This is a genomic window from Dyella terrae (assembly GCF_004322705.1).
In the GTDB taxonomy this organism is placed as follows: Bacteria; Pseudomonadota; Gammaproteobacteria; order Xanthomonadales; family Rhodanobacteraceae; genus Dyella_D; species Dyella_D terrae.
Map to the genome: position 1 here is coordinate 1,035,553 of NZ_SIZZ01000002.1, position 21,375 is coordinate 1,056,927.

At 64.9% G+C, this 21,375-nt stretch carries 17 protein-coding genes, 4 tRNA genes and 1 pseudogene; 16 read left to right on the forward strand and 6 right to left on the reverse strand.

The window, feature by feature from the left end; all coding sequences use genetic code 11:
- Positions 1–85: 85 nt before the first annotated feature.
- The 3 genes from EYV96_RS15390 to hemA form a co-directional block, all read right to left on the reverse strand.
- On the reverse strand, positions 86–2,185 hold the full coding sequence (locus tag EYV96_RS15390; protein ID WP_131152408.1) for an O-linked N-acetylglucosamine transferase, SPINDLY family protein: 2,100 nt from the start codon (positions 2,183–2,185) through the stop codon (positions 86–88).
- Between the two features lie 111 nt (positions 2,186–2,296).
- Positions 2,297–3,376 (reverse strand): peptide chain release factor 1, encoded by a 1,080-nt coding sequence (prfA, locus tag EYV96_RS15395; RefSeq protein WP_131152409.1) that lies wholly within the window; start codon positions 3,374–3,376, stop codon positions 2,297–2,299.
- Positions 3,377–3,440: 64 nt separating this feature from the next.
- Positions 3,441–4,712, reverse strand: a complete 1,272-nt coding sequence (gene hemA / locus EYV96_RS15400) for a glutamyl-tRNA reductase (RefSeq protein WP_131152410.1) — start codon at positions 4,710–4,712, stop codon at positions 3,441–3,443.
- Between the two features lie 109 nt (positions 4,713–4,821).
- Here hemA and EYV96_RS15405 point away from each other — a divergent pair, with 109 nt between their 5' ends.
- The 9 genes from EYV96_RS15405 (at position 4,822) to EYV96_RS15445 (ending at position 13,176) form a co-directional block, all read left to right on the forward strand.
- Positions 4,822–6,567, forward strand: a complete 1,746-nt coding sequence (locus EYV96_RS15405; protein WP_205746174.1) for a tetratricopeptide repeat protein — start codon at positions 4,822–4,824, stop codon at positions 6,565–6,567.
- Positions 6,564–7,172 carry a lipoprotein insertase outer membrane protein LolB gene (gene lolB, locus EYV96_RS15410; RefSeq protein ID WP_131152411.1) on the forward strand — a complete coding sequence of 203 codons (609 nt, stop codon included), beginning with the start codon at positions 6,564–6,566 and terminating at the stop codon, positions 7,170–7,172. Before EYV96_RS15405 ends, lolB begins: the two co-directional genes overlap by 4 nt.
- Before the next feature lie 80 nt (positions 7,173–7,252).
- Positions 7,253–8,647, forward strand: a complete 1,395-nt coding sequence (gene ispE, locus EYV96_RS15415) for a 4-(cytidine 5'-diphospho)-2-C-methyl-D-erythritol kinase (protein WP_131152412.1) — start codon at positions 7,253–7,255, stop codon at positions 8,645–8,647.
- Between the two features lie 60 nt (positions 8,648–8,707).
- Positions 8,708–8,784, forward strand: a tRNA-Gln gene (locus EYV96_RS15420).
- A 50-nt stretch (positions 8,785–8,834) separates the two neighbouring features.
- On the forward strand, positions 8,835–9,773 hold the full coding sequence (locus tag EYV96_RS15425; RefSeq protein ID WP_131152492.1) for a ribose-phosphate diphosphokinase: 939 nt from the start codon (positions 8,835–8,837) through the stop codon (positions 9,771–9,773).
- Between the two features lie 250 nt (positions 9,774–10,023).
- The gene (locus EYV96_RS15430) at positions 10,024–10,665 is read left to right on the forward strand and encodes a 50S ribosomal protein L25/general stress protein Ctc (protein ID WP_131152413.1); all 642 of its coding nucleotides are present in this window, start codon (positions 10,024–10,026) and stop codon (positions 10,663–10,665) included.
- A 54-nt stretch (positions 10,666–10,719) separates the two neighbouring features.
- Entirely contained in the window at positions 10,720–11,301 is a 582-nt protein-coding gene (gene pth, locus EYV96_RS15435; RefSeq protein ID WP_131152414.1) for an aminoacyl-tRNA hydrolase, read from the forward strand.
- A 211-nt stretch (positions 11,302–11,512) separates the two neighbouring features.
- The gene (gene ychF / locus EYV96_RS15440) at positions 11,513–12,604 is read left to right on the forward strand and encodes a redox-regulated ATPase YchF (RefSeq protein WP_131152415.1); all 1,092 of its coding nucleotides are present in this window, start codon (positions 11,513–11,515) and stop codon (positions 12,602–12,604) included.
- 92 nt (positions 12,605–12,696) lie between these two features.
- Positions 12,697–13,176, forward strand: coding sequence for a GNAT family N-acetyltransferase (locus EYV96_RS15445; RefSeq protein WP_131152416.1), 480 nt, complete (start codon positions 12,697–12,699; stop codon positions 13,174–13,176).
- A 48-nt stretch (positions 13,177–13,224) separates the two neighbouring features.
- Here EYV96_RS15445 and EYV96_RS15450 read toward each other — a convergent pair whose 3' ends face one another.
- The 3 genes from EYV96_RS15450 to EYV96_RS15460 form a co-directional block, all read right to left on the reverse strand.
- Positions 13,225–16,308: a TonB-dependent receptor gene (locus EYV96_RS15450; RefSeq protein WP_131152417.1), complete on the reverse strand. Its 3,084-nt coding sequence runs from the start codon at positions 16,306–16,308 to the stop codon at positions 13,225–13,227.
- A gap of 100 nt (positions 16,309–16,408) precedes the next feature.
- Positions 16,409–17,446, reverse strand: a complete 1,038-nt coding sequence (locus EYV96_RS15455) for a FecR family protein (protein ID WP_131152418.1) — start codon at positions 17,444–17,446, stop codon at positions 16,409–16,411.
- On the reverse strand, positions 17,424–18,011 hold the full coding sequence (locus EYV96_RS15460) for an RNA polymerase sigma factor (RefSeq protein WP_131152419.1): 588 nt from the start codon (positions 18,009–18,011) through the stop codon (positions 17,424–17,426). Before EYV96_RS15460 ends, EYV96_RS15455 begins: the two co-directional genes overlap by 23 nt.
- Positions 18,012–18,343: 332 nt before the next feature.
- Between EYV96_RS15460 and EYV96_RS18960 the strand changes: the two are divergent.
- The 7 genes and pseudogenes from EYV96_RS18960 to EYV96_RS15490 form a co-directional block, all read left to right on the forward strand.
- Positions 18,344–18,946, forward strand: a pseudogene (locus tag EYV96_RS18960) (cyanophycinase); the annotation flags it as partial.
- A 195-nt stretch (positions 18,947–19,141) separates the two neighbouring features.
- Positions 19,142–20,137, forward strand: a complete 996-nt coding sequence (locus tag EYV96_RS18965; protein WP_240732615.1) for an isoaspartyl peptidase/L-asparaginase family protein — start codon at positions 19,142–19,144, stop codon at positions 20,135–20,137.
- 69 nt (positions 20,138–20,206) lie between these two features.
- On the forward strand, positions 20,207–20,695 hold the full coding sequence (locus EYV96_RS15470) for an acyl-CoA thioesterase (RefSeq protein WP_131152421.1): 489 nt from the start codon (positions 20,207–20,209) through the stop codon (positions 20,693–20,695).
- A 104-nt stretch (positions 20,696–20,799) separates the two neighbouring features.
- A tRNA-Tyr gene (locus tag EYV96_RS15475) sits at positions 20,800–20,885 on the forward strand.
- A 17-nt stretch (positions 20,886–20,902) separates the two neighbouring features.
- Positions 20,903–20,976 (forward strand) — tRNA-Gly (locus EYV96_RS15480).
- 23 nt (positions 20,977–20,999) lie between these two features.
- Positions 21,000–21,075: transfer RNA gene (locus EYV96_RS15485), tRNA-Thr, on the forward strand.
- 67 nt (positions 21,076–21,142) lie between these two features.
- The coding region (locus EYV96_RS15490) for a GTP-binding protein (protein ID WP_240732599.1) at positions 21,143–21,375 on the forward strand (233 nt) is incomplete at its 3' end.

Below are 21,375 nucleotides of genomic sequence, written 5' to 3' on the forward strand. Positions count from 1 at the left end.
CAGGTCCTCCGGCGATGGCCAACGAATCGCGCTAGCGTTGCGCCTGTGCTGTGTAAGAGGCGTACAGGGAGGTGAACGCTACCGCTTAGAGGTCGATGTCGATGGGCGGTCGCCCGATGCGGTAACGCGCGCTCATTGCCTGGATGGCGCGACGAAAATCCATGGTGAATCCCGCCGTGTCGAAGAGCGTGCTCCGTTCGTTCCCGCGCTCAAGGTGGCGCCGCAACAAGGCGAGCGCTTGCCTGTCGTTGCCCAGCTGGACCGCCTGGGCGACGAAACTGTCTTCGTCCTCCGCCACCAGTTCGGGCAGGTTGGCGTGGAACAGCAGGCTGGCGCCCTGGCGACCGGAAAGGGTGTAGCCCACCATGGTCAGCACGGGACAGCCTGCCCAGAGCGCGTCCAGCGCCGTCGACTGCGCGTTGCACGGCGACGTATCGAGGAACAGGTCGGCCTGACGCAATCGTGCGAGATGGGCTGCGTGGGGAAGGCGTGGCGCAAACACCAGCCGGCTGCCTTTGATGCCCATGGCTTCGGCAGCCATGCGCAAGCGTGACATGGACGCATCGTCCTCGCTGTACAGCCACAGGACGCTGTCGGGTACGCGCTCAAGGATGAGCATGAAACGCGAGAACGACGCCGGGTTGAGCTTGTGGCTGCCGCTGAAGCAGGCGTACACAGTGGCCGTTTCAGGGAGTCCGCTTGCCTGGCGCGACGGTGCCTGCGGGAGTGCGACAGGCGTATAGGGCAGGGCGCAGCGCGGAAGGCGCACGATCTTTTCTGAGAAGTGTTCGCGCAAGGTTGCCGGGAGTGCCGTCGCGTCGGTCAGTTGGTAGTCGGTCCAGCGTGCGCCCGACGTGGCTGGATAGGCCAGCCAGTTCACCTGCACAGGTGCCGGTCGCAGTTCGAACAGATCGCTGTTGGCACCGCTGCCGAAGGTGCGCAGGTCGAACAGGACTTCAATGCGCTGCTCATGGATGGCCTTCGCAAGCTGGATGGTTGAATGGGTGCTGACGTCATGCAGCGACGTAGTGGCCGCCAGCCGCAGGCGAATCTGGCTCGTTTCGTCCGGCGCAAGCGAAAACAAATGGACGTCCAGTTGCTCGCTGCGCAAGGCTTCAAGCAGGCCCACGGTGAGATGCCCCATGGGGCGATCACCGAAACCATTGGATACGAACCCGACGCGTATCGGGTCGCTGGGTTTGGGCGTGACGTGGGTCAGCCCCATGTGCTGGCGCAACGGCACGGCGTCGTGTTCGACGGTCGCGGCGAATGTCTCGGCGCACTGACGCTGCTCCTTGGCCGTGGCATCTTCGGCGAGGTAGGCAAAGGGCAGGGCGCCTGGCTGGCGGCGTTCAACCGCAGCATGCAGGCGGTCGGCCAGTGCTTCGAGTCCGACCCAGTCAAAGGTGCGTCGCTTGGCAAAGACCAGCATGGCGAGCGCATTGACGGCATCGGGTTGGATGGCCAGTGAGCGCTGGAAGGCCGCGGCTGCGCCGGCGGGGTCGCCCAGCTCGTCCAGCAGAAGCCCGACGTGCAAGGAATATTGCGGTTGGCCTGGTGCCAGGGCCTCGGCGCGCATCCACGACTCCAGTGCGCGCTTCGGCTGCCCCATCGATTGCCAGACGCGCCCTTGCATGGCGTAGGCGCCGTCGAACCGGGGTGCCAGTTCAAGGGCTTCGTCGACGTGCTTGCGTGCCTGTTCGTAGTTGCCCAGCTCCAGCTCGGCCGACGCCAGGTTCAGGCGAAGGCCGGCGTGGGCCGGCGCGCCGTGCGTGGCCATGGCAAAGGACTCGCGCGCCTGCGCGTAGCGTGCCGCTGCCATCAGCGCATTGCCCAGTACGAGCAGGACGGCCGGGTGCCCCGGCTGGCGACGCAAGGTGGCGCGAAGTCGCTCGATGGCCGCCTCCGTGTGTCCTTCGTCCATGTCCAGGTTGGCGAAGCTGCATTGCACCTCGATGCTGTCGGGAGCGATCGCCGCGGCCTGGTTCAATGCTTCGCGTGCTTCGACCGGTCGGCCGAGAAAATGCAGTGCATGACTGTGCAGGCGGGCCAGTTCGGCGTCCTGGGGAAATTCGGTGCGTGCGCGCAGCGCCGATGCCTCCGCTTCGCCCGCTTCGTTGCGGTCGAGCAGCTGGGCGATCCGGTGCTGGTGGGCCAGAAGGGCAGTGCGGGCGGCTTGCGTCATGCGCGCACGCTAGCGCAGGCGAGCGTGGCTGCCAATCGGACAAGTTCGACGGGCCGGCAAATCTGGGATGCTCTGGTCAGTTCATCCGGCAGGGCGACGCTTAGGCGGGTCTTAGGTGGCCGTGAGGCTCTTCAGTTCGTCGGCCTGGAATTCGCGGGTCAGCGTATCGATCAGTTCGTCCAGGTCGCCCTGCATGATTTCGGGGAGGCGATAAAGGTCCAGCCCGATGCGGTGGTCGGTGACCAGATTGTCCTTGTAGCGGTAGGTGCGGATGCGCTGGCTGCGCGCGCCGCTGCCGACCTGCAGGCGACGGGACTCGGCCTGTTCGGCCGTTTGCTTGGACTGCGCCTCGTCGAGCAGGCGCGCCTTGAGCAGACTCATCGCCCGCGCGCGGTTCTTGTGCTGGCTGCGTTCGTCCTGGCACTCCACCACGATGCCAGAAGGCAGGTGGGTAATGCGGATGGCCGAGTCGGTCTTGTTGACGTGCTGGCCACCCGCGCCGGATGCGCGGAAAGTGTCCACCTTGATGTCGGACGCCGCAATGTCGATGGCGTCGATTTCATCCATCTCCGGCAGCACGGCGACCGTCGCCGTCGACGTGTGCACGCGACCCTGCGATTCGGTGGCAGGCACGCGCTTGACGCAATGGACGCCCGATTCGAACTTTAGCTTCGAATAAGCACCCTTGCCCTCGATGCGCGCGACAACTTCCTTGTAACCACCATGCTCGCCAGGGTTCTCGCTGAGGATCTCCACCTGCCAGCGCTGGCGTTCGGCATAGCGCAGGTACATGCGGAACATATCGCCGGCGAAGATCGCGGCCTCGTCGCCACCGGTGCCGGCGCGCACTTCGAGGAAGAGATTGGCCTCGTCGCGCGGGTCCTTGGGCAGGAGCAGGATCTGGAGCTCCTGGTCCAGCGCCAGCAAGCGAGCATCCAGGCGCTGGATGTCGTCCTGCGCCAGTTCGCGCATGTCAGGATCGTCGAGCAAGGTGCGAGCCTCGACGCGCTGGCGCTCGGCGTCATCGTGCTCGCGCAGCGAGAGGACGACCGGTTCGAGTTGCGCGTACTCGCGCGAGAGATCGCGGAATCGCGCACCGTCGGCCAGCACTTCCGGCTGCGCCAGGAGCAGGCCGATTTCTTCGTGGCGTTCGGCGAGGGTTTCGAGCTTGCGACGAATGGACGGAGTCATGGATGGGAAGCACGCGTGGAAAAGGGAGTGAAGTGAGTCGGGTGTGACCTGCGCTTCAAACTCGCTAATCGTTCACTTCGGGCTTCTCGTCGATTCCGTAAAGGCGTCCGGCCGCATGCAGGAGATCCATGTCGCCGGACAGCGCGGCTTCGCGCAGGCGGGCGCTGGGGTGGTGCAGCAGCTTGTTGGTGAGGGTGTTGGCGAGGAAGGCCAGCGCCTCGTCGGGCGACTTGCCGCGCGCGATCATGGCGCGCGCCTTGTCCAGCACTTCGTCGCGATAGGTCTCGGCATGCAGGCGCATGTCCAGGGCGGGATTGCGCACGGTCAGCGCGCGACGCCAGGCCATGTAGCGCTCGACTTGCAGGTCGATGATGGCATCGGCTTCGCGGGCGGCCGCTTCGCGCGAGCGGCGGTTGTCGTCGATCACCTGCCGTAGATCATCGATGCCGTAGAGGAACACATCGTCCAGTTCGCCCACGGAGGCTTCGATGTCGCGCGGAACCGCAATGTCCACCATGAACATCGGTTTGCGGCGTCGCGCGACGATGGCCTTTTCGACCATGCCCCGGGTGACCACCGGGGTGCGGGCAGCGGTCGACGAAATGACGATGTCGGCTTCGGCCAGATGCTGAGGGAGATCCTGGAGGCCGATGGCGTAGCCGCCGTGGCGACTGGCCAGCTCCTGGGCGTTTTCGAGCGTCCGGTTGGCCACGATCAGGCGGCGCACCTTCTTGTCAGCAAGGTGGCGCGCGGCCAGCTCGATGGTGTCACCGGCGCCAATCAGCAGGACGCAGGCTTCGCGCAGGTCAGTGAATACCTGCTCGGCCAGGCGCACGGCAGTGAAGGCGACCGAGACGGTGTGCGCGCCAATGCGGGTGTCCGTGCGCACGCGCTTGGCCACGGCAAAGGTGTGCTGCAGCAAGCGGTCCATCGGAGCGCGCAGCGACTGGGCGTCGCGCGCCAGCTGATAGGCGTCCTTCACCTGGCCCAGTATCTGCGGCTCGCCCAGCACCATCGAGTCGAGGCCGGTGGCCACGCGGAACATATGGCGGACGGCGGCATCTTCGTCGTGGCGATAGAGGAACTCGTCCAGCTTGCCCGGGGTCAGCTGATGGTGCCGGCTGAGCCAGTCCCCCGGCACGGCTTCCGCACCCGCGCTTACGGCGACGTAGAGCTCGGTGCGATTGCAGGTCGACAGGATCAGTGCTTCTTCCACGCCGGGCTCGCGCGCGAGTGCCTGCAACGCGAAACCGGCAGCGTCGCTATCGAACGCTACTTGTTCGCGCAGTTGGACTGGCGCGGTGAGGTGATTGAGCCCGAGGGCGATCAGCGGCATGGTGGAAAGCGTCTGGAGGCGTCAGGCATCCGGCGGCGTAAACTAAGTGAACGCACCGGCCGTTGGGTGGATACCACGGCTGTCATTGGCGGAATAAACGGAGAATAGTGTGCTGAGCAGGTTGGCCAAGTTCAAGCAAGTGCGGCATTTTGCGGCTGGCGGACTCCTGGTTCTCGCGGTGACCGGCTGTGCCACGGCGCCCGGACAGCGTGCGTCGGGCCCCGTCAAACCGGCGTCTGCGCAGCCTTTGGACCATCTCGTGGTGGCTACGCCGGACGCCGAGCATGACCTGCTCGCCCAGCTCATGGCCGGTGAGATGGCTCTGACCCGGACCGATCTCAAGGCCGCCGCTGACGCGTATGGTCGCGCCGCCCGGCTCAGCCCGGACCCGAAAGTCGCCGGCCAGGCGGCTGAACTGGCTGTTGCGGTGCGCGACCCGGATCTTGCGACGCAGGCCATCGCCCGCTGGCAGCAGCTGGGCGCCAAGCCCTCCGACCTGGCGATGGCGCGGGCCCAGCTGGCGCTGGGACAGGGCAATACCGACGAGGCGCGGCGCCAGCTTGAACTGCTGACCAGCAGCGGCGATCCCGATGCCTGGCGGCAGTTCGGCCGTGCCTTGCTGTCCAGTCGGGACCCCGCCCAGGCCGCCCAGTTGCTGGAGGCATTGGCGACGCCGCAGCGACTGCCGAATGACCAGCAGGCCTGGCTGGCCATGAGCGAGCTGGGCGACAAGCTTGGCCGCCATGCGTACGCCCAACAGATTTCCGACGCCGCGATCAAGCGGTTCAACAGCGCCGAGGCCTATGCCTGGGGCGCGCAGATGAAATACCGCAGCGGCGATCGCGCCGGCGCGCGCGACCTGTTCCAGAAGGCGATGGCCAAGGCGCCGAAGAACGCCATGCTGCGACTGGCCTACGCCACGATGCTGGGGCAGGACGGCGATTATGCCGGGGCGGCCAGGGTGCTCGATTCGGGGCCGCAGAGCCGGGAGACCTTCGAACTTCGAGCCGCGATCGCCGCTCGCTCAAACGACACCAAAACGATCGCCCGGCTGTACAGCCAGGTCCAGCGCTCGCCGAAGGATGTGCGCGATTCCAGCAACTATCTGCTCGGTCAGCTCGCCGAGATGCTTGATCGCAACGAGGAGGCGCTCGACTGGTATGGCCAGGTGCCGGACGACGACGAGCACGCCTTCGACGCCGACCTGCGCAGCGCGGTGCTGCTGCACAAGCTGGGGAAGGTCGCCGACGCGCACGAGCAACTGGCGCAGATGCAGACCGACTACCTCGATCAGCCCGCGCAACTGCGGCGCACGTACGAGGTGGATGCCGAGCTGTTCATGCGGGACCAGCAGTACATCCAGGCCGAGGCCGCCTTTACCCGCGCGCTGCAAGTGATGCCGGACGACCCGGGCCTGTTGTACGGCCGGGGACTGGCATTTGCCGAGGCCGGCCAGATCGACAAGGCCGTGGCGGATTTTCGTCGCATCCTGCAGATCAAGCCCGATGACGTGGATGCCAGCAATGCGCTCGGTTACACCCTGGCCGACGCCAATCGCGACCTTCCGGAAGCCGAGAAGCTGATCCAGACGGCCCGCTCGGCCAAGCCCGACGACCCGGCGATCGCCGATTCCTGGGGCTGGCTGCAATACCGCCTGGGCCACCTGGATGTCGCCGAGAAAACCCTGCGCCAGGCCTGGCAGGCCCGCAAGGATGCTGACGTCGGCGTGCACCTGGGCGAAGTCCTGTGGAAGCAGGGGCGCCAGGAAGATGCACGTCGCGTCTTCGATGAAGTCCGCCGCCTCGATCCGCAAAGCAGCTCGCTCCATCAAACCCTCAAGCGCCTCAATCCATGAAGTACATCCATCGTTTCCTCGCAGTGGCCGCGCCACTGCTGCTTGCCGCGTGCGTCTCGGCGCCTCCCGTCCGCATGCAGGGCGATGCCGCCCTGATGCAGCAGCAGGAAACCCGTGAGCGGGCGTTGGCCGGCACGGACCACTGGACCGTCCAGGGTCAGCTGGGCGTGTCTGACGGCAAGGACGGCGGCAGCGGTTCGCTCACCTGGGTGCAGGATGGCGATCGCTACGAATTCACCATGCGCGCGCCGGTGACGGGCAAGAGCTTCCGCCTCAGTGGCGATTCGCGCGGTGCCCTCCTGGAAGGCATCGACGGCGGTCCGTTGCGCGGGCCGGATGCCGAAACCCTGATGATGAAGGCGTTGGGCTGGTCGGTGCCGCTGCACAATCTGCGCGCCTGGGTGCTGGGCCTGCGTGCCGACAGCGGCCCGGCCGAGCTGGCCTTTGGCGAGAACCGGCTGCCGTCCTTGCTGCAGCAGGACGGCTGGAGCGTCGACTACCGCGCCTGGGACGAAACCCGGCAGCCCCCCGTTCCCACCAAAGTATTTGCGACCAAGCCGCCTTACCGCGTCAAGCTGGCTATCGACTCCTGGACGTTCCAGTAGCGTCCCGCGGAAAAACTTAAGACGCGCGCGGTGATTTCCGTCATGCTTGCGCGCGCTCCGTCCAACCGGCCCCACCATTCATGAGTTATCTGATCCGCCGCGCTGTCCTGCGCGAGGTTCCCGCGCTCTGCGCCATCGAGCGCGCCGCGATGCAGCTGTTTCGCGGGCATCGCGCATGGCATTACTACGTGCACGTCACCATGCCGCCCGAGGTCCTGGGGCAGGCCGTGGATCGCGGGTTGGTCTGGGTGGCGGCCACGCAGGACACCGACGAGCCGCTCGGCTTCGTCTGGCTGGACGTGGAAAACGATGAAGGGGACAGCATCGGCATCGCCGAGATCGACGTGCTGCCCGAAGCGGGCCGCCAGGGCATCGGTGGTGCGTTGCTTGAGCACGCCTGCAACTGGGCGCGCGCGGCCGGCTACCGGCGAGTCGACCTGGGCACCCTGGCCGATGTGCCCTGGAACGCACCGTTCTATGCCCGCTACGGGTTTGTCACGGTCGACAAGAACGCTCCGGCATTCGCCTACGCGCGCGAACGCGACGAGGAAAACGGGTTTCCGGACGATCTGCGCGTTTTCATGAGTCGCGATCTCACCGGCCTGGGTACGGACGGGTGGTCGGTCTGGCCCGCGCCGGCCAAGCTGAATCTGTTCCTGCGTATCACCGGCCAGCGAGAGGACGGCTACCACGAGCTCCAGACGGTATTCCGCCTGCTCGACTGGGGTGACGAAGTGCGGCTGCGCCCGCGTGACGACGGCCAGATCCGCCGGCTGACCGATGTCCCGGGTGTGCCGTTCGAGTCGGATCTGCTGGTGCGCGCGGCCCAACTCCTGCAGGCGCGAGCCACGACGGCCGTTGGCGTCGACATCGAGATCGACAAGCGCATTCCCATGGGCGGCGGCCTGGGGGGCGGAAGTTCCGACGCGGCAAGCGTTCTCGTGGGCCTCAACCATCTGTGGAATCTGGGGCTTGGGGAAGACGAACTGGCCGACCTGGGACGTCAGCTGGGCGCCGACGTGCCGGTGTTCGTGCGAGGTCGGTCGGCATGGGCGGAAGGCATTGGCGAGGTGCTCTCGGAGATTCGTCTGCCGGAACGCTGGTACGTGGTGGTGGATACCCACGAACACGTGCCGACAGCGGCACTTTTTGCCGCTTCCGAATTGACACGTCAGGCGCCGCCGGCCACAATTTCATCCTTTATTTCGGGCGAAACGGCCGACAACACGTTCGAGCCAGTTGTAAGAGCGCGCCACCCTCGCGTGGCTGCCGCACTGAACTGGCTCCGTGATTTCGGTCAGGCACGGCTATCCGGCAGCGGTGGCTGCGTGTTCCTGGAGACCAAGTCCCAGGAGCGTGCGGAAACGGTGGCGGCGCAGTGCCCCTCGACGTTTACGGCCTATGTGGCCCGCGGCGTCATGGTTTCACCCTTGCATCGGGCTCTGGCGCGCCATCGCGGCGAAGCCGGCACCTGATGCGAAACCTGCGTCGCGCCGATGGACCGGGCCGGGGCAGGGGGTCGACAACGAATTTACTGGGGCGTCGCCAAGCTGGTTAAGGCACGGGATTTTGATTCCCGCATGCGTAGGTTCGAATCCTACCGCCCCAGCCATTTCACATGGCCATAGGTTCAAAGCAATGACTCTGGATACTTCCGGACCGATGCTCTTCGCTGGCAACGCCCACCGCGCGCTTGCCGAGGATGTGGCCCAGCGTTTGGGCGTGCCGCTTGGCAAAGCTCTGGTCGGTCGCTTCAGCGACGGCGAGACGCAGATCGAGATTGAAGAAAACGTCCGCCGCCAGGAAGTCTTCGTACTTCAGCCCACGGGCGCTCCCAGTGCGGAAAACCTCTTTGAACTGCTGACCCTGGTTGATGCGCTCAAGCGTGCATCGGCTGCCAGCGTTACCGCCGTGATTCCTTATTTCGGCTACGCCCGTCAGGACCGACGCCCGCGCTCGGCACGCGTGCCGATCACGGCCAAGATGGTCGCCAAGATGATCGGCACCGTCGGCGTGGATCGCGTGCTCACTGTCGACCTGCATGCCGACCAGATCCAGGGGTTCTTCGATATCCCGGTGGACAATGTCTATGCCTCGCCGGTGCTGCTGGCGGACATCTGGCGCAACCACTCGATGGACAACCTCATCGTGGTCAGCCCGGACGTCGGCGGCGTGGTTCGCGCCCGCGCCCTGGCCAAGCGCCTCGACGACGCGGACCTCGCGATCATCGACAAGCGCCGTCCCAAGGCCAACGTGGCCACCGTGATGAACATCATCGGTGACGTCGACGGCAAGACCTGCGTCCTGGTCGACGACATCGTCGATACCGCCGGCACCCTGTGCGCGGCCGCTGCCGCTCTCAAGGAGCGCGGCGCCCGCAAGGTCGTGGCCTACTGCGTCCATCCGGTGCTGTCCGGTGCCGCCATCAGCAACGTGGAGAACTCCCAGCTGGACCAGCTGGTGGTGACCAATACGCTGCCGCTGCGCCCTGAAGCCCTGGCGTGCACCAAGATCCGTCAGCTGTCGGTGGCCGAGCTGCTGGCCGAGACGATTCGTCGTATCGCCTTCGGTGAGTCGGTGAGCTCGCTCTACGTCGATTGAGTAAGCCGTTAACAGTTAACGGAAAAACGGAAACTCGGGTATACTCGGCGGTTCACCCCGTTAACTTTTGACCGTTCACAGGCCGCCTGGCGGCCGGGGTTTCACCGGCACCGTTGGCCTCGAACGATCAGAAATCCGGAGTTCCCGGGTGGCCTGATGGCCATTCAGGGGCTCCAGCACTGACTCCTCTGGTCGCGGGGGAGTCAAATCCGTCGCCGCGAGGCGACTTATCAAAACCAAGGCAATAGCAATGGCTACCATTCATGAAATCAAGGCCGAGAGCCGCAAGGACGAGGGGAAAGGTGCGAGCCGCCGCCTGCGTCATGCCGCTTACGTGCCTGCCGTGGTCTACGGCGCCGGCAAGGCCCCGCAGAGCATCCAGATCGAACACAACACCATCCTGCTCGCTGCCAAGCACGAGTGGTTCTTCTCCTCGATCCTCGACCTGAACGTCGACGGCAAGGTGGAGAAGGTGCTGGTGCGCGACTGGCAGAAGCACCCGTTCAAGCTGCAGATGCTGCACATGGATTTCCTGCGCGTTGACGAAAACGCCGTGATCCGCGTGAACCTGCCGCTGCACTTCCTGAACCAGGAGAAGTCCAGCGCCGCCAAGACCTCGGGCGTCGTGATTTCGCACAACCTGACGGAAGTGGAAGTCTCCTGCCTGCCGAAGGATCTGCCGGAGTTCATCGAACTCGATCTGGGCGACCTGAAGCCGGGCGACATCGTCCACCTGTCGCAGCTCAAGCTGCCGAAGGGCGTGGAAATCGCAGCCCTCTCGCTGGGTGCTGACCACGACATCGCCGTTGTCACCGCCAACACGGTGAAGGAAGAGGCCGAAGAAGCCCCGGCCGCTGAAGGCGACGCCGCTCCGGCTGCCGACAAGAAGTAAGACGCTGGCCGGCCCGCGCCCTCCGGTGCGGGCCGGTTCGCTTCTTGGCTCTTTATGGCTGGACTGCGACTGATTGTCGGACTGGGGAATCCCGGTACCGAATACCTCCGAACCCGGCACAACGCCGGGTTCTGGTTTGTTGACGCCCTTGCAGCTGCTCAAGGCGAGCGCTGGGGCTTCGACGGCAAGCTGCACGGCGAGACCTGCAAGGTGCGCATCGGCGGCGAGGCGGTGTGGCTGCTCAAGCCTGCCACCTTCATGAACAAAAGCGGCATCGCCGTCGCCTCGGCGCTGCGCTACTACAAGATCGAGCCGGCCGAGTGCCTCGTCGCGCACGATGAGCTGGACCTGGATCCGGGCACCATCCGCATCAAGTTCGACGGTGGTCATGGCGGCCAGAACGGCCTGCGCGACATCATTGCGCACCTCGGTCACGCCAAATTCCATCGCCTGCGCGTGGGCATCGGTCATCCGGGCCACAAGGACAAGGTGACGCCCTGGGTCCTCGGGCGTCCGTCTGCCAAGGACGAAGACGCCATCCTGGATGGTATTGGCCGCGCGCTCGACGTACTTCCGCTGGCAGTCGACGGGCAGTTCGACAAAGCGATGCAGCAGCTTCACACCCCGAAGGGGTGAGGCCGCTCGCTGGCGCTCGCTGTAAATCCGCGCCTGCGGCGCTGTAAAGGGTGAACAGGTAAGAGCAAGAGCGGCCCCCGCCAGCACGCTATAATGACCCGTTTACAGGCGACGCAAGTCGCCGCCTTCACCGTTTACCGTTTACTGGCGGCGCAGCCGCCGACTTCCCCTATTCACAGGCGGCACCGCCGCCGGATTGACGGACAAAAGCATGGGCATCAAATGCGGCATCGTCGGCCTGCCTAACGTCGGCAAGTCCACCCTGTTCAACGCGCTCACCAAGGCGGGTATTGCCGCGGCGAACTTCCCCTTTTGCACCATCGAGCCGAACGTCGGCGTCGTGCCGGTGCCGGATCCGCGCCTGAATGCGCTGTCGGGCATCGTCAATCCGCAGAAGGTGATCCCGACCGCCGTCGAGTTCGTGGACATCGCCGGCCTGGTGGCAGGCGCTTCGAAGGGTGAGGGTCTGGGCAACAAGTTCCTGGCGCATATCCGCGAAGTCGATGCGATCGCGCACGTGGTGCGTTGCTTTGAGCACGGCGACATCGTGCACGTCGCCGGCAAGGTCGATCCCATCGCCGATATCGAAACCATCGACACCGAACTGGCCCTGGCCGATCTGGATTCCGTCGAAAAGGCCCTGAACCGCGCCGAGCGCGCCGCAAAGGCCAACGACAAGGAAGCCATGGCCAAGAAGCCAGTGCTGCAGAAGCTCGCCGCTGGCCTCAACGAAGGCAAGACTGCGCGCAGCCTGGGCCTGGATGACGAAGAGAAGGCGCTGGTGCGCGATCTGTTCCTGCTGACGCTCAAGCCGCTGATGTACATCGCCAACGTGCGTGAAGACGGTTTCCAGAACAATCCGCATCTCGATGCCGTGCGCGCGCGCGCCGAGCAGGAAGGCGCCGAAGTGGTGCCGGTCTCCGCCGCCATCGAAGAAGAGCTCTCGCAGCTCGACGACGCCGACCGCGACGAGTTCCTCCAGGACCTCGGCTTTGAAGAGCCGGGCCTCAATCGCGTCATCCGCGCCGCCTACAAGCTGCTCAACCTGCAGACTTACTTTACCGCTGGTGTGAAGGAAGTCCGTGCCTGGACGATCAAGCGCGGCTTCACTGCACCGCAGGCGGCGGGCGTGATCCATACCGACTTCGAACGCGGCTTCATCCGTGCCGAAACCGTCTCGTACGACGACTTCATCCAGTACAAGGGTGAGCAGGGCGCCGCTGCGGCGGGTCGCCTGCGCAAGGAAGGCAAGGACTACATCGTCAAGGACGGCGACGTATTGCACTTCCTGTTCAACGTCTGACCGGCGTTGAAGGACACTGAAAAGCCCTCCTTCGCGGAGGGCTTTTTTGTGGGGGACTTGCGACCGGGGCGGTGGCCTGATGTGATCGGACCATGCCAGCCACCATCACCTATCGCGTGGGTCGTCCTGACGATGCCGTCCTGATTGGTCGCTTCGTGCGACGCGTCGTGAGGCAATGGGTGCTTCCCGAACAACCCAAACGCGCGGCGGCCGAACTGATGCAGCGACTGGCCACCGCATCCATCCGCGAGCAACTGCGTGATGGTCGTCGGTTCCAGCTCGCGTTCGCCGGCCATGTGCTGGTGGGCGTTTCCGCCATGCGCGACAACAGCCACCTGTTTCAGATGTATGTGACCACGCGTTTCCGCGGTCGCGGCATTGCCCGCAAACTCTGGCAGCGCACGATGGCCGATGCGGTGCGGCGCGCCGGCACGACGCATTTCACCCTCAACGCCACGCGCATGGCGGTGCCGGTCTACGAACGACTGGGATTCACGGCGTCGGGGCCGAGGCGGATCGCACCGAACGGCATTGCGTCCACGCCCATGGTGCTGGTGCGATCGAAGGGGTGAGAAGTTGGTGCCGCCACGCAGCCAACTTCCCACGAGCCTCTTGCACCCTTAGAGCGGGCTACCGCCAAACTTCCACGTCAGCTGCAGGTAGAAACTGCGGCCCACCGAGTCAAACCACGAGACGTCGTAGTACGGGTACGCCGTGTAGCTTTTGTCGCGCGGCGGCATCTTGTTCTGCAGGTTGTCGACCAGCAGTGCAAGTTGCAGGCGGTCGGTGAACTTGTACTGCACCGAGGCGTTGTAGCGGTAAGTCGCGTGGACCCACGGACTCTCGCCGCTGTCCGGATCGTAGACCTGGTCGTACGAGTCGGAATTCGGCAGCCGACCCAGGCGCTCGCCATACAGCGTGACGTTCCAGCCTTTGCGCTCCCAGGAAATGCTGGCATTCGCCTTGGTGCGCGGAATGTCGAAGCCGCTGTTGACCGCAAACTCGTCAATGGTCGGATCGCCGGGATACTGCTGGAACTTGTGCTCGCGAACCCAGGTGTAGTTGCCGCTCAGGCGAAACGTGCCGATCGATGTATCGATGCGGTAATGCGCACTGACGTCCACGCCGCTGGTGTTCTCGCTGGCGATGTTGATCGGATTGACGTAGACACCGTAGAGCTTGCCGCTGTCCAGGCGCGTGACGCGGGCGAGGGCGGCCTGGCAGGTCGGAGAGTTCGGGTCGACCGGCGTGCCGTCGACCTTCTGGCCCAGCCGGCAGTTGGCTTCCTCCTGCAGCAGCGTGTCGGTGCTCAGGTCCTGCACCTGATTGCGCATGCGGATGCTGAAGTAGTCGGCCGAGATGTCGAATCGTTCGGTCGGCGACCACAGCACGCCGGCCGTCCAGGCCGTGCTGGTTTCTGCCTTCAGATCATGATTGCCTTTGCGCGTACGGATGACGCCCTCGTCCGAGTAATCGCAGTCGGATACGGGCGTGCCAGCCTCTTCCGAGCGGCAGCGGTAGTAATCCACGCCCGAAGTTTCATCATTGCCTTCGCCGGCATACACGTAGTGCAGGTCCGGCGCGCGAAAGGCCGTGCCATAGGAGCCGCGCACCAGCAGGCTGTCCACCGGACGCCATTCCACGCCACCGCTCCAGGTGAACTTGCCGATGTCCCGGCCGGCAAACATGTATCGGTCGTAGCGGCCGGCCACGCTCAGGTTGAGCTGGTCGAGCACGGGCATGCGCAGCTCGCTGCCGAGCGCCCACCGATTGCGGCTACCGTGGCCATCGGAGTCGCGCCAGCTGTAGTAGTAATACTGCGTGGCGAGCGGATCGGGATTGATGGCGTAACTCTGCGAGCCGTACTCCGCCACCGCGGCAAATCCCGCGTCACCACCCGGAAGGGTGAACAGCGAAGCATCCGTCACCGTGAACGAGAGCGTGTCGTTGCGCGTCTTCGGATGATAGGTGCTGTTGGCCGTGATCGAGTCGTACTGACTGCGCGTCAGCGGGGTGTAGAGACGCGACGGATCGGCGTTGAAGATCGGCAGGCCGGAGTCATCATCGACGCCCAGCTGTGGGCCGAGGAACAAGTCGTTGGCCTTGCCGGCAATCGTCTGCGGCCAGCTGATCGCACTGTGGTACTGCGAGTGCGAAATCGCCGCTTCGTAATCCCAGTGCTCGGCCAGCTGCCCCTTGAAGCCAGTGGCAATGCTGAAAGTGCGCTGGATGTTCGTGATCATGCCGTTCTTCAGGCCGCCCATTTCCTCGGGCGTGAACTGGCGCTGCCAGTACTCCACCTGGTCGGTGGCCTGGTTGTAGAAGTAGCCGGTTTCGTTGCCGTCGGGCTGCATGTAAGCCCACTGCTCGACGTCACGAAACAGTTCGACCTTGTGATAGCCCAGCTGCACGTCGGCGAACCACTGCGTGCCGTTATCGAAGCGATAGGTGACGGAACCATAGGCATTCACGCCACGGTTCTTGCTCATCACCGTGCCGTAACCGATGGCCTTGTCGCTGCCGCAGTAGTAGCCGGGGCCGTAGTCGTCGAGCTCATCGTCAAATGCACCGTAGCGCGGACGCGAGGCCCGGTAAGTGCTGCCCTGGTTGAGGTAGCCCAGATTGGCGCAGGTGCCCGCGCCGGGATCGAGATAGGTGTCGTCGTAGTCGGTGCGAAGGAAGGTGCGGCGGGCGATGCGGGAACGTTCGGTAGGCGCATCCTGCGTCGAGTCCTGGATGCCTCGCTGGTACGCCCACAGCGGTTTCTGGTCGATCAGCTCGACGCCGCCGAGCATCGTCAGCGCACCCGAGTTGAAACCGGATGACAGGCTCAGTCGCTGGGACTGGCCGCCGCCACGTGTGGTATCGCCGTAGCGGTAGTCGACCGTCGTGCCGTCCGCCTTTTCCTTGAGGATGATGTTGACCACGCCTGCAATGGCGTCCGAGCCATAAACGGCCGATGCGCTGCCCGTCAGCACTTCGATGCGCTGGACCATGCCCAACGGAATGTTGGAGATGTCGGTGAAGTTGCTGCGCCCCTTGAACGGCATCGGAAAGTCGGCGATGCGACGGCCATTGACCAGCACCAGGGTGTGGTTCGGTCCGAGGCCGCGCAGATCCACCTGTTGCGCGCCGGGTGAAAAGTCAGCGCCGCTGGCCGATTGCTGGCTCTGCGTCTCACCACCGTTCTGGGTGATGCCGCGCAGCACGTCCGGCACGCTGACATAGCCATTGGCCTTGATGTCCTCAGCCGTGATGGTGATGACCGGTGCCGGGCCTTCTACCTGGGAGCGGGCAATGCGAGAGCCGGTGACGGTCACGGCCTCCAGGTTCTGCGCCGCTGGCGTCGCGGAAACCGCGGGCTTGGCCGCCGGCTTGGCCGCGGGTGCCGCCGCCGGGGCTGCTGATGACTTGACGATCACCAGCGCGCCGGATGCATCGCGATGCGCAGCGTAACCGCTGCCTTTGAGCAGTTGGGACAAGGCCGCCTCAGGCGTCATGTCGCCATGCACGCCAGGCGTGGACAAGCCCTGGAGTTGATCGGCCCGATACAGGAATTGCGCGCCCGATTGACGGGCCAGGGCATCCAGCCCATCCACCAGATTGCCGGCCGGAATATCGATGCGCTTGGCGACATCCTGGCCATGGGCCAGGAGCGACAGCGTGCTGGCCAGCGCGAAAAGCGTCGTGCGTAGTGCAGTCATTGGTCTCCCCCGAGACGTTCTGTTGACGTCGTACTAGGCGTCATGACGAACGAAACGAGAAAACCCCGCACTCGTCCCTGGACTTTCCTCCCGGATCCCTTCAGCGCGCGTGGAGGATGACCTCCTCACCGCGACGCTCCGCTCGAATCGGAAACCCGGCTTCAAGCAAATTGACGAAGGCGTCGGTGTTGGACCAGCGGAAGTTGCCACCCAGCGGGAGCGTGGCAATGGACGCATCGGCGACAACGATCTTGCGCGTGCTGTAGCGATTCAATTCGCTGACGGCGCTGGCCAGCGGTGTGTTGTGGAAGCTGACAAAGCCTTCGCGCCAGTCCAGCAGGTGTTCGACCTGGGCGAGCGGGAGCGTGCGCACCCACAGGCCATTGCCATCGATCTGCGCCACGCTGCCAGCGGGGAGCAGGGTGGCGGACGTCCCCGTGCCGTCCGCGCCGGCGGGTTCGAGTCGCACGACGCCTTCGGTGACCACCACGCGCAGCTGCTCGCCATCGCGACGCACGGCGAAGCGCGTTCCGACGGCCACGATTTGTCGGCTTCCGGCTTCCACCACGAAGGGTTTGCCCGGGTTCTTGGCGACGCGGAAGAAGGCTTCGCCATGCGTAAGGTCGATATGCCGCTCGCTTCGGGTCCAGGCCACCTGGATGTGACTGTCGCTGCTGATCGTGGCCTGCGATCCGTCACTCAGCGTCACGTCGTTCAACTGGCCGATGGCCGTGGTGTACTGAACCACCGGTTCGGTCCCGCTTCGATACCAGCCCCAGGTGCTGGCGACGACGAGGGCCACGCTGGCGATCGCGGCGAACAGCCAGCGCCCGTGTTTCGTCGACGTCCTGCGCCGTTGCGTTCCGGTGGGCGCGATGGTGGTGGCGGGTCGCTGTGCACCCAGGTGCATCCAGCGTCCGCGCGGTGGCACGTGTGCCTCCGTCAGGCCGGCGCCCAGGGCCTGGAGTCGACCCGCTTCGCGCCACGCGGCCTCCAGCCGGAGGAAGGCAACCTTGTGCGCGATCGATTCGGCCAGCCAGGCCGTGAGCGCAGCCTCATCCGCAGCTGTCCATTGACCGCTGTCGCGATGCGCGAGCCAGGTGGCCGCGATGTGCTCAGTCTGTCTGCTGCTGGCCATGACTCGATTCGCTTTGGCCTGGGGTCGGTCGCGACGATGCGCTTCCTTCTGGGGCTCGTGCCCCGTAGAAGTGGTCGGCGATCAGCCGGATTCCCTTGGCCACCTGTTTCTCCACGGTCTTTTCGGTGATCTGAAGCTGCTCCGCCACGATTTTCTGTGGCAGCTCCTGCACCTTTCGCATCCATACGACCTCGCGGCAGCGGGCCGGCAGGCCATCGAAGGCCTCGGCCAGCTGCTTGAGGATCTGTCGCCCGTCCAGCCGCCGTTCCGGCGTGAGCTCGTCGATCAAGACGTTCAGCGCTTCCAAATCCCCCACGGCGTCGATGGCGACGACCCGGCTACGGCGCAGCCGGTCGGTCACCAGATGACGGGCAGTCGAAAACAGAAAGGCCTTGGGCTGGTTCGGCAGCGCCTTGCCGGCGGCCTCGTAGACACGCACATAGACTTCCTGGCGCAGGTCATGGATATCGTCGCGATGCAGCCAAAGGCGTTGCAGCAGCCGCGTCAGCGCCGCTTCGTGCACGAGGATTTCGCGAATGAACCAGTCGTCCAGTGTGTCGTCCATGGGGCGAACATAGCGGCAATCCGGGGCGGCGCCTATGTGCCTTCAGAGCCGCTCGACACGGTGGGGGATGCGCGCCCTTTGATCGTCTCCGTCAGGAATGGGGGCTGGCCGCGATGTATGTCAGGCCAGCGGGTCGCCGCTTTGCCGCAGGTCATGTCATGCCATTCGATCGCCGTTCGTTGTGTTTGCTCGTCGCTGTTTTCCTGAGCTTTTTCTGCGCCTTCTCAGGTGCGCATGCCGCATTGGCCCCCAAAGGCAACGGCTACGCCTACTACGCCATTGGCGATCTGAAGGCGCCGACACCCGGCAAGGTCGAGCCGGGCGCGATGCTGATGGGTGGCGGCGACTGGGTGGACAAGGCGTTCGCCTGGTTGTCGGCGAAGGCGGGGCATGGGCATATCCTGATACTGCGCGCTTCTGGCGCGGAAGATCTGCAGGAAGACTGGTATCGGCGCATCGGTGGGGTGGCGTCCGTCGAGACCATCGTCTTCAGCGCGCGCGATGCATCCAGCAATGCGGATCTGCTGGCGCGGGTGCGCCGCGCCGATGGCATCTTCCTGGCCGGGGGCGATCAGTCGAACTACGTGCGCTATTGGAAGGGCACGCCGATGCAGGCCGCGCTGAACGATCATGTGCGCGCGGGCAAGCCGATTGGCGGCAGTAGCGCGGGACTGGCTGTCCTCGGCGCGCACGTGTACGGCGCCATGGACGGTGGCAGCGTGACCTCGCCCGAAGCGCTGGCCGATCCGCTGGGGCCGGCTGTGACCCTTGTCGAAGATTTCCTGCATCTCCCATTCCTCGCGCATGTGGTGACCGATACGCACTTCGCCGCGCGCGATCGCCTGGGTCGGCTGCTGGCTTTCATTGCGCGCGAGCGCACCGAAGGTGATCGCGCCGCCATCGGCATCGGCGTGGATGAGCGCACGGCGCTGTGCATCGACGGGCGCGGCCAGGGGCAGGTGTTCACTTCTCGCAATGGTTTCGCCTGGGTGGTGACGCCGGCCGGCCAGCCCGCGCAAGCGAAGGCGGGGCAGGCGCTGGGGTTTGCGGATGTGCGCGTCGTTGGCGTCGGACCGCAGAGTCGACTCGATCTCACGAACTGGCATATCGAGAAGCCCGCGTTTCAGGCCGTGGCCCGGGTGGATCAGGGCAAGCTGCAATTGCATGGCGAGCAGCCCGTTGTGCTGGCGATTCATGGCGGCGCCGGCGTGGAAAAAGCGGGCATGACGCCGCAGAGCGAAGCGCAGGCGCGCGCAGCGCTGGAGCTCGCACTGCGTCGCGGGTATGAGCAGTTGCGGCAGGGGCGTCCGGCGATGGATGCCGTGACGGCCGCGATCACGTCGCTGGAAGACGATCCGCTTTTCAACGCGGGGCGTGGCGCCGTTTTCACGCACGATGGGCGCAACGAACTCGATGCCTCGGTGATGGATGGTGCGACGCTCGCTGCGGGGGCCGTGGCCGGCGTCCATCGCGTGAAGAATCCCGTGTTGCTGGCGCGTGCCGTCATGGAGCATTCCTCGCACGTGATGCTGATGGGTGATGGTGCGGAGCAGTTTGCGAGCGAGCAGGGCGTGTCGCTGGTCGATCCCACGTACTTCCGCACCGAGCGACGCTGGCAGGAATTGCAGCAGGCACTCAAGCAGGAGAACAAGCAGGCGAGCGCGCTGAAGGAAGGCCTGCGCCACTTCGGCACGGTAGGTGCCGTGGCGCGCGACGACCAGGGGCGACTGGCCGCCGGTACCTCGACCGGTGGCATGACCAACAAGCGCTACGGCCGCGTCGGTGATTCGCCGGTCATCGGCGCCGGCACCTATGCGGACGTCAACTGTGCGGTGTCGGGGACGGGTTGGGGTGAGTATTACCTTCGGGTGTCCGCCGCGCGCGATATCTGCATGCGCATGGGGCGCGAAGGAGCATCAGCGTCGGAGGCGGGCAGGGCAGTGATCAACGAGGAGATCCCCGGCATGGGCGGCGACGGCGGGGCCATTGTGCTCGGTCGCGATGGCGAGGTGGCGTTGCCGTTCAATACCGAGGGCATGTACCGCGGCTGGGTGGGTGCCGACGGCGTGCCGCATGTGGCGATCTATCGTGAGGATCCGCTCGTGCTGCCTGCGCCTTCGCATTAATTCGCGGGGTGTGTCTGCCGGCGCGTCGCGGCGCATAATGCGCGCTCGCCATCACGGAGCCAGCCACGCATGCCAGGCCAGCAGCACGAAGTGAAATTCCGGTTCCTTGCGCAGCCGACGGACGTGAATTTCGGCGGCAAAGTGCATGGCGGCATGGTGATGAAATGGATCGACCAGGCCGGCTACGCCTGCGCGGTGGCCTGGAGCGGCGCGTACTGCGTGACCGCTTCGGTCAGTGGCATCCAGTTCGTGGCTCCCATCCTCATCGGTGATTTGGTGACGGTGCGTGCTCGACTGATCCACACGGGGCGCTCGAGCATGCACATGGCGGTCGACGTGCTGGCCCGTGATCTGCGCAAGGATGAGCATCACCTGGCGACCAGTTGCGTGATGATCTTCGTGGCCCTGGACGCGCCCGATGGCAAGCCGACGCCGGTTCCCGCCTGGGAGCCCAGGGACGATGCGGAGCGTGCGCTGCAGGGCCAGGCCATGCGTCTGGCCGACCTGTCCCGGGAGATGGAAGCGCTGATCACCACCAGGGTCGTTTCAGATTCCTGAGAATCATCTTGGGGATGCGCAAAAACATCATCGCAACCTGCAATTTTTCGTTGTTCAGGTGTTGACAGGTCGGCGTCTGATCCACACAATAGCCGTTCTTTGTTGGAGGGATACCCAAGCGGCCAACGGGGGCAGACTGTAAATCTGCTGGCTTACGCCTTCGGTGGTTCGAATCCACCTCCCTCCACCAGACGAGTTCCGCGCAGGGCGGGAGTAGTTCAATGGTAGAACCTCAGCCTTCCAAGCTGATGGTGCGGGTTCGATTCCCGTCTCCCGCTCCATTGATCTCGTTCTGGATGCTCGTGCTCATGTAGCTCAGTCGGTAGAGCACTTCCTTGGTAAGGAAGAGGTCGCTGGTTCGATTCCAGTCATGAGCACCATTTCGCTGGTCGCTGCGGTAATCGCCTTTCTTTCTTTTACTTTTGACTCCATCGGGGTTTAGCGCGTATGGCAAAGGGTAAATTCGAACGCACCAAGCCGCACGTCAACGTCGGCACGATTGGTCACGTGGACCACGGCAAGACGACGCTGACGGCAGCGCTGACGAAGGTCGGTGCCGAGCGTTTCGGTGGCGAATTCAAGGCGTATGACGCGATTGACGCGGCGCCGGAAGAAAAGGCCCGTGGTATCACGATTTCGACGGCGCACGTCGAATACGAATCGCCGAACCGCCATTACGC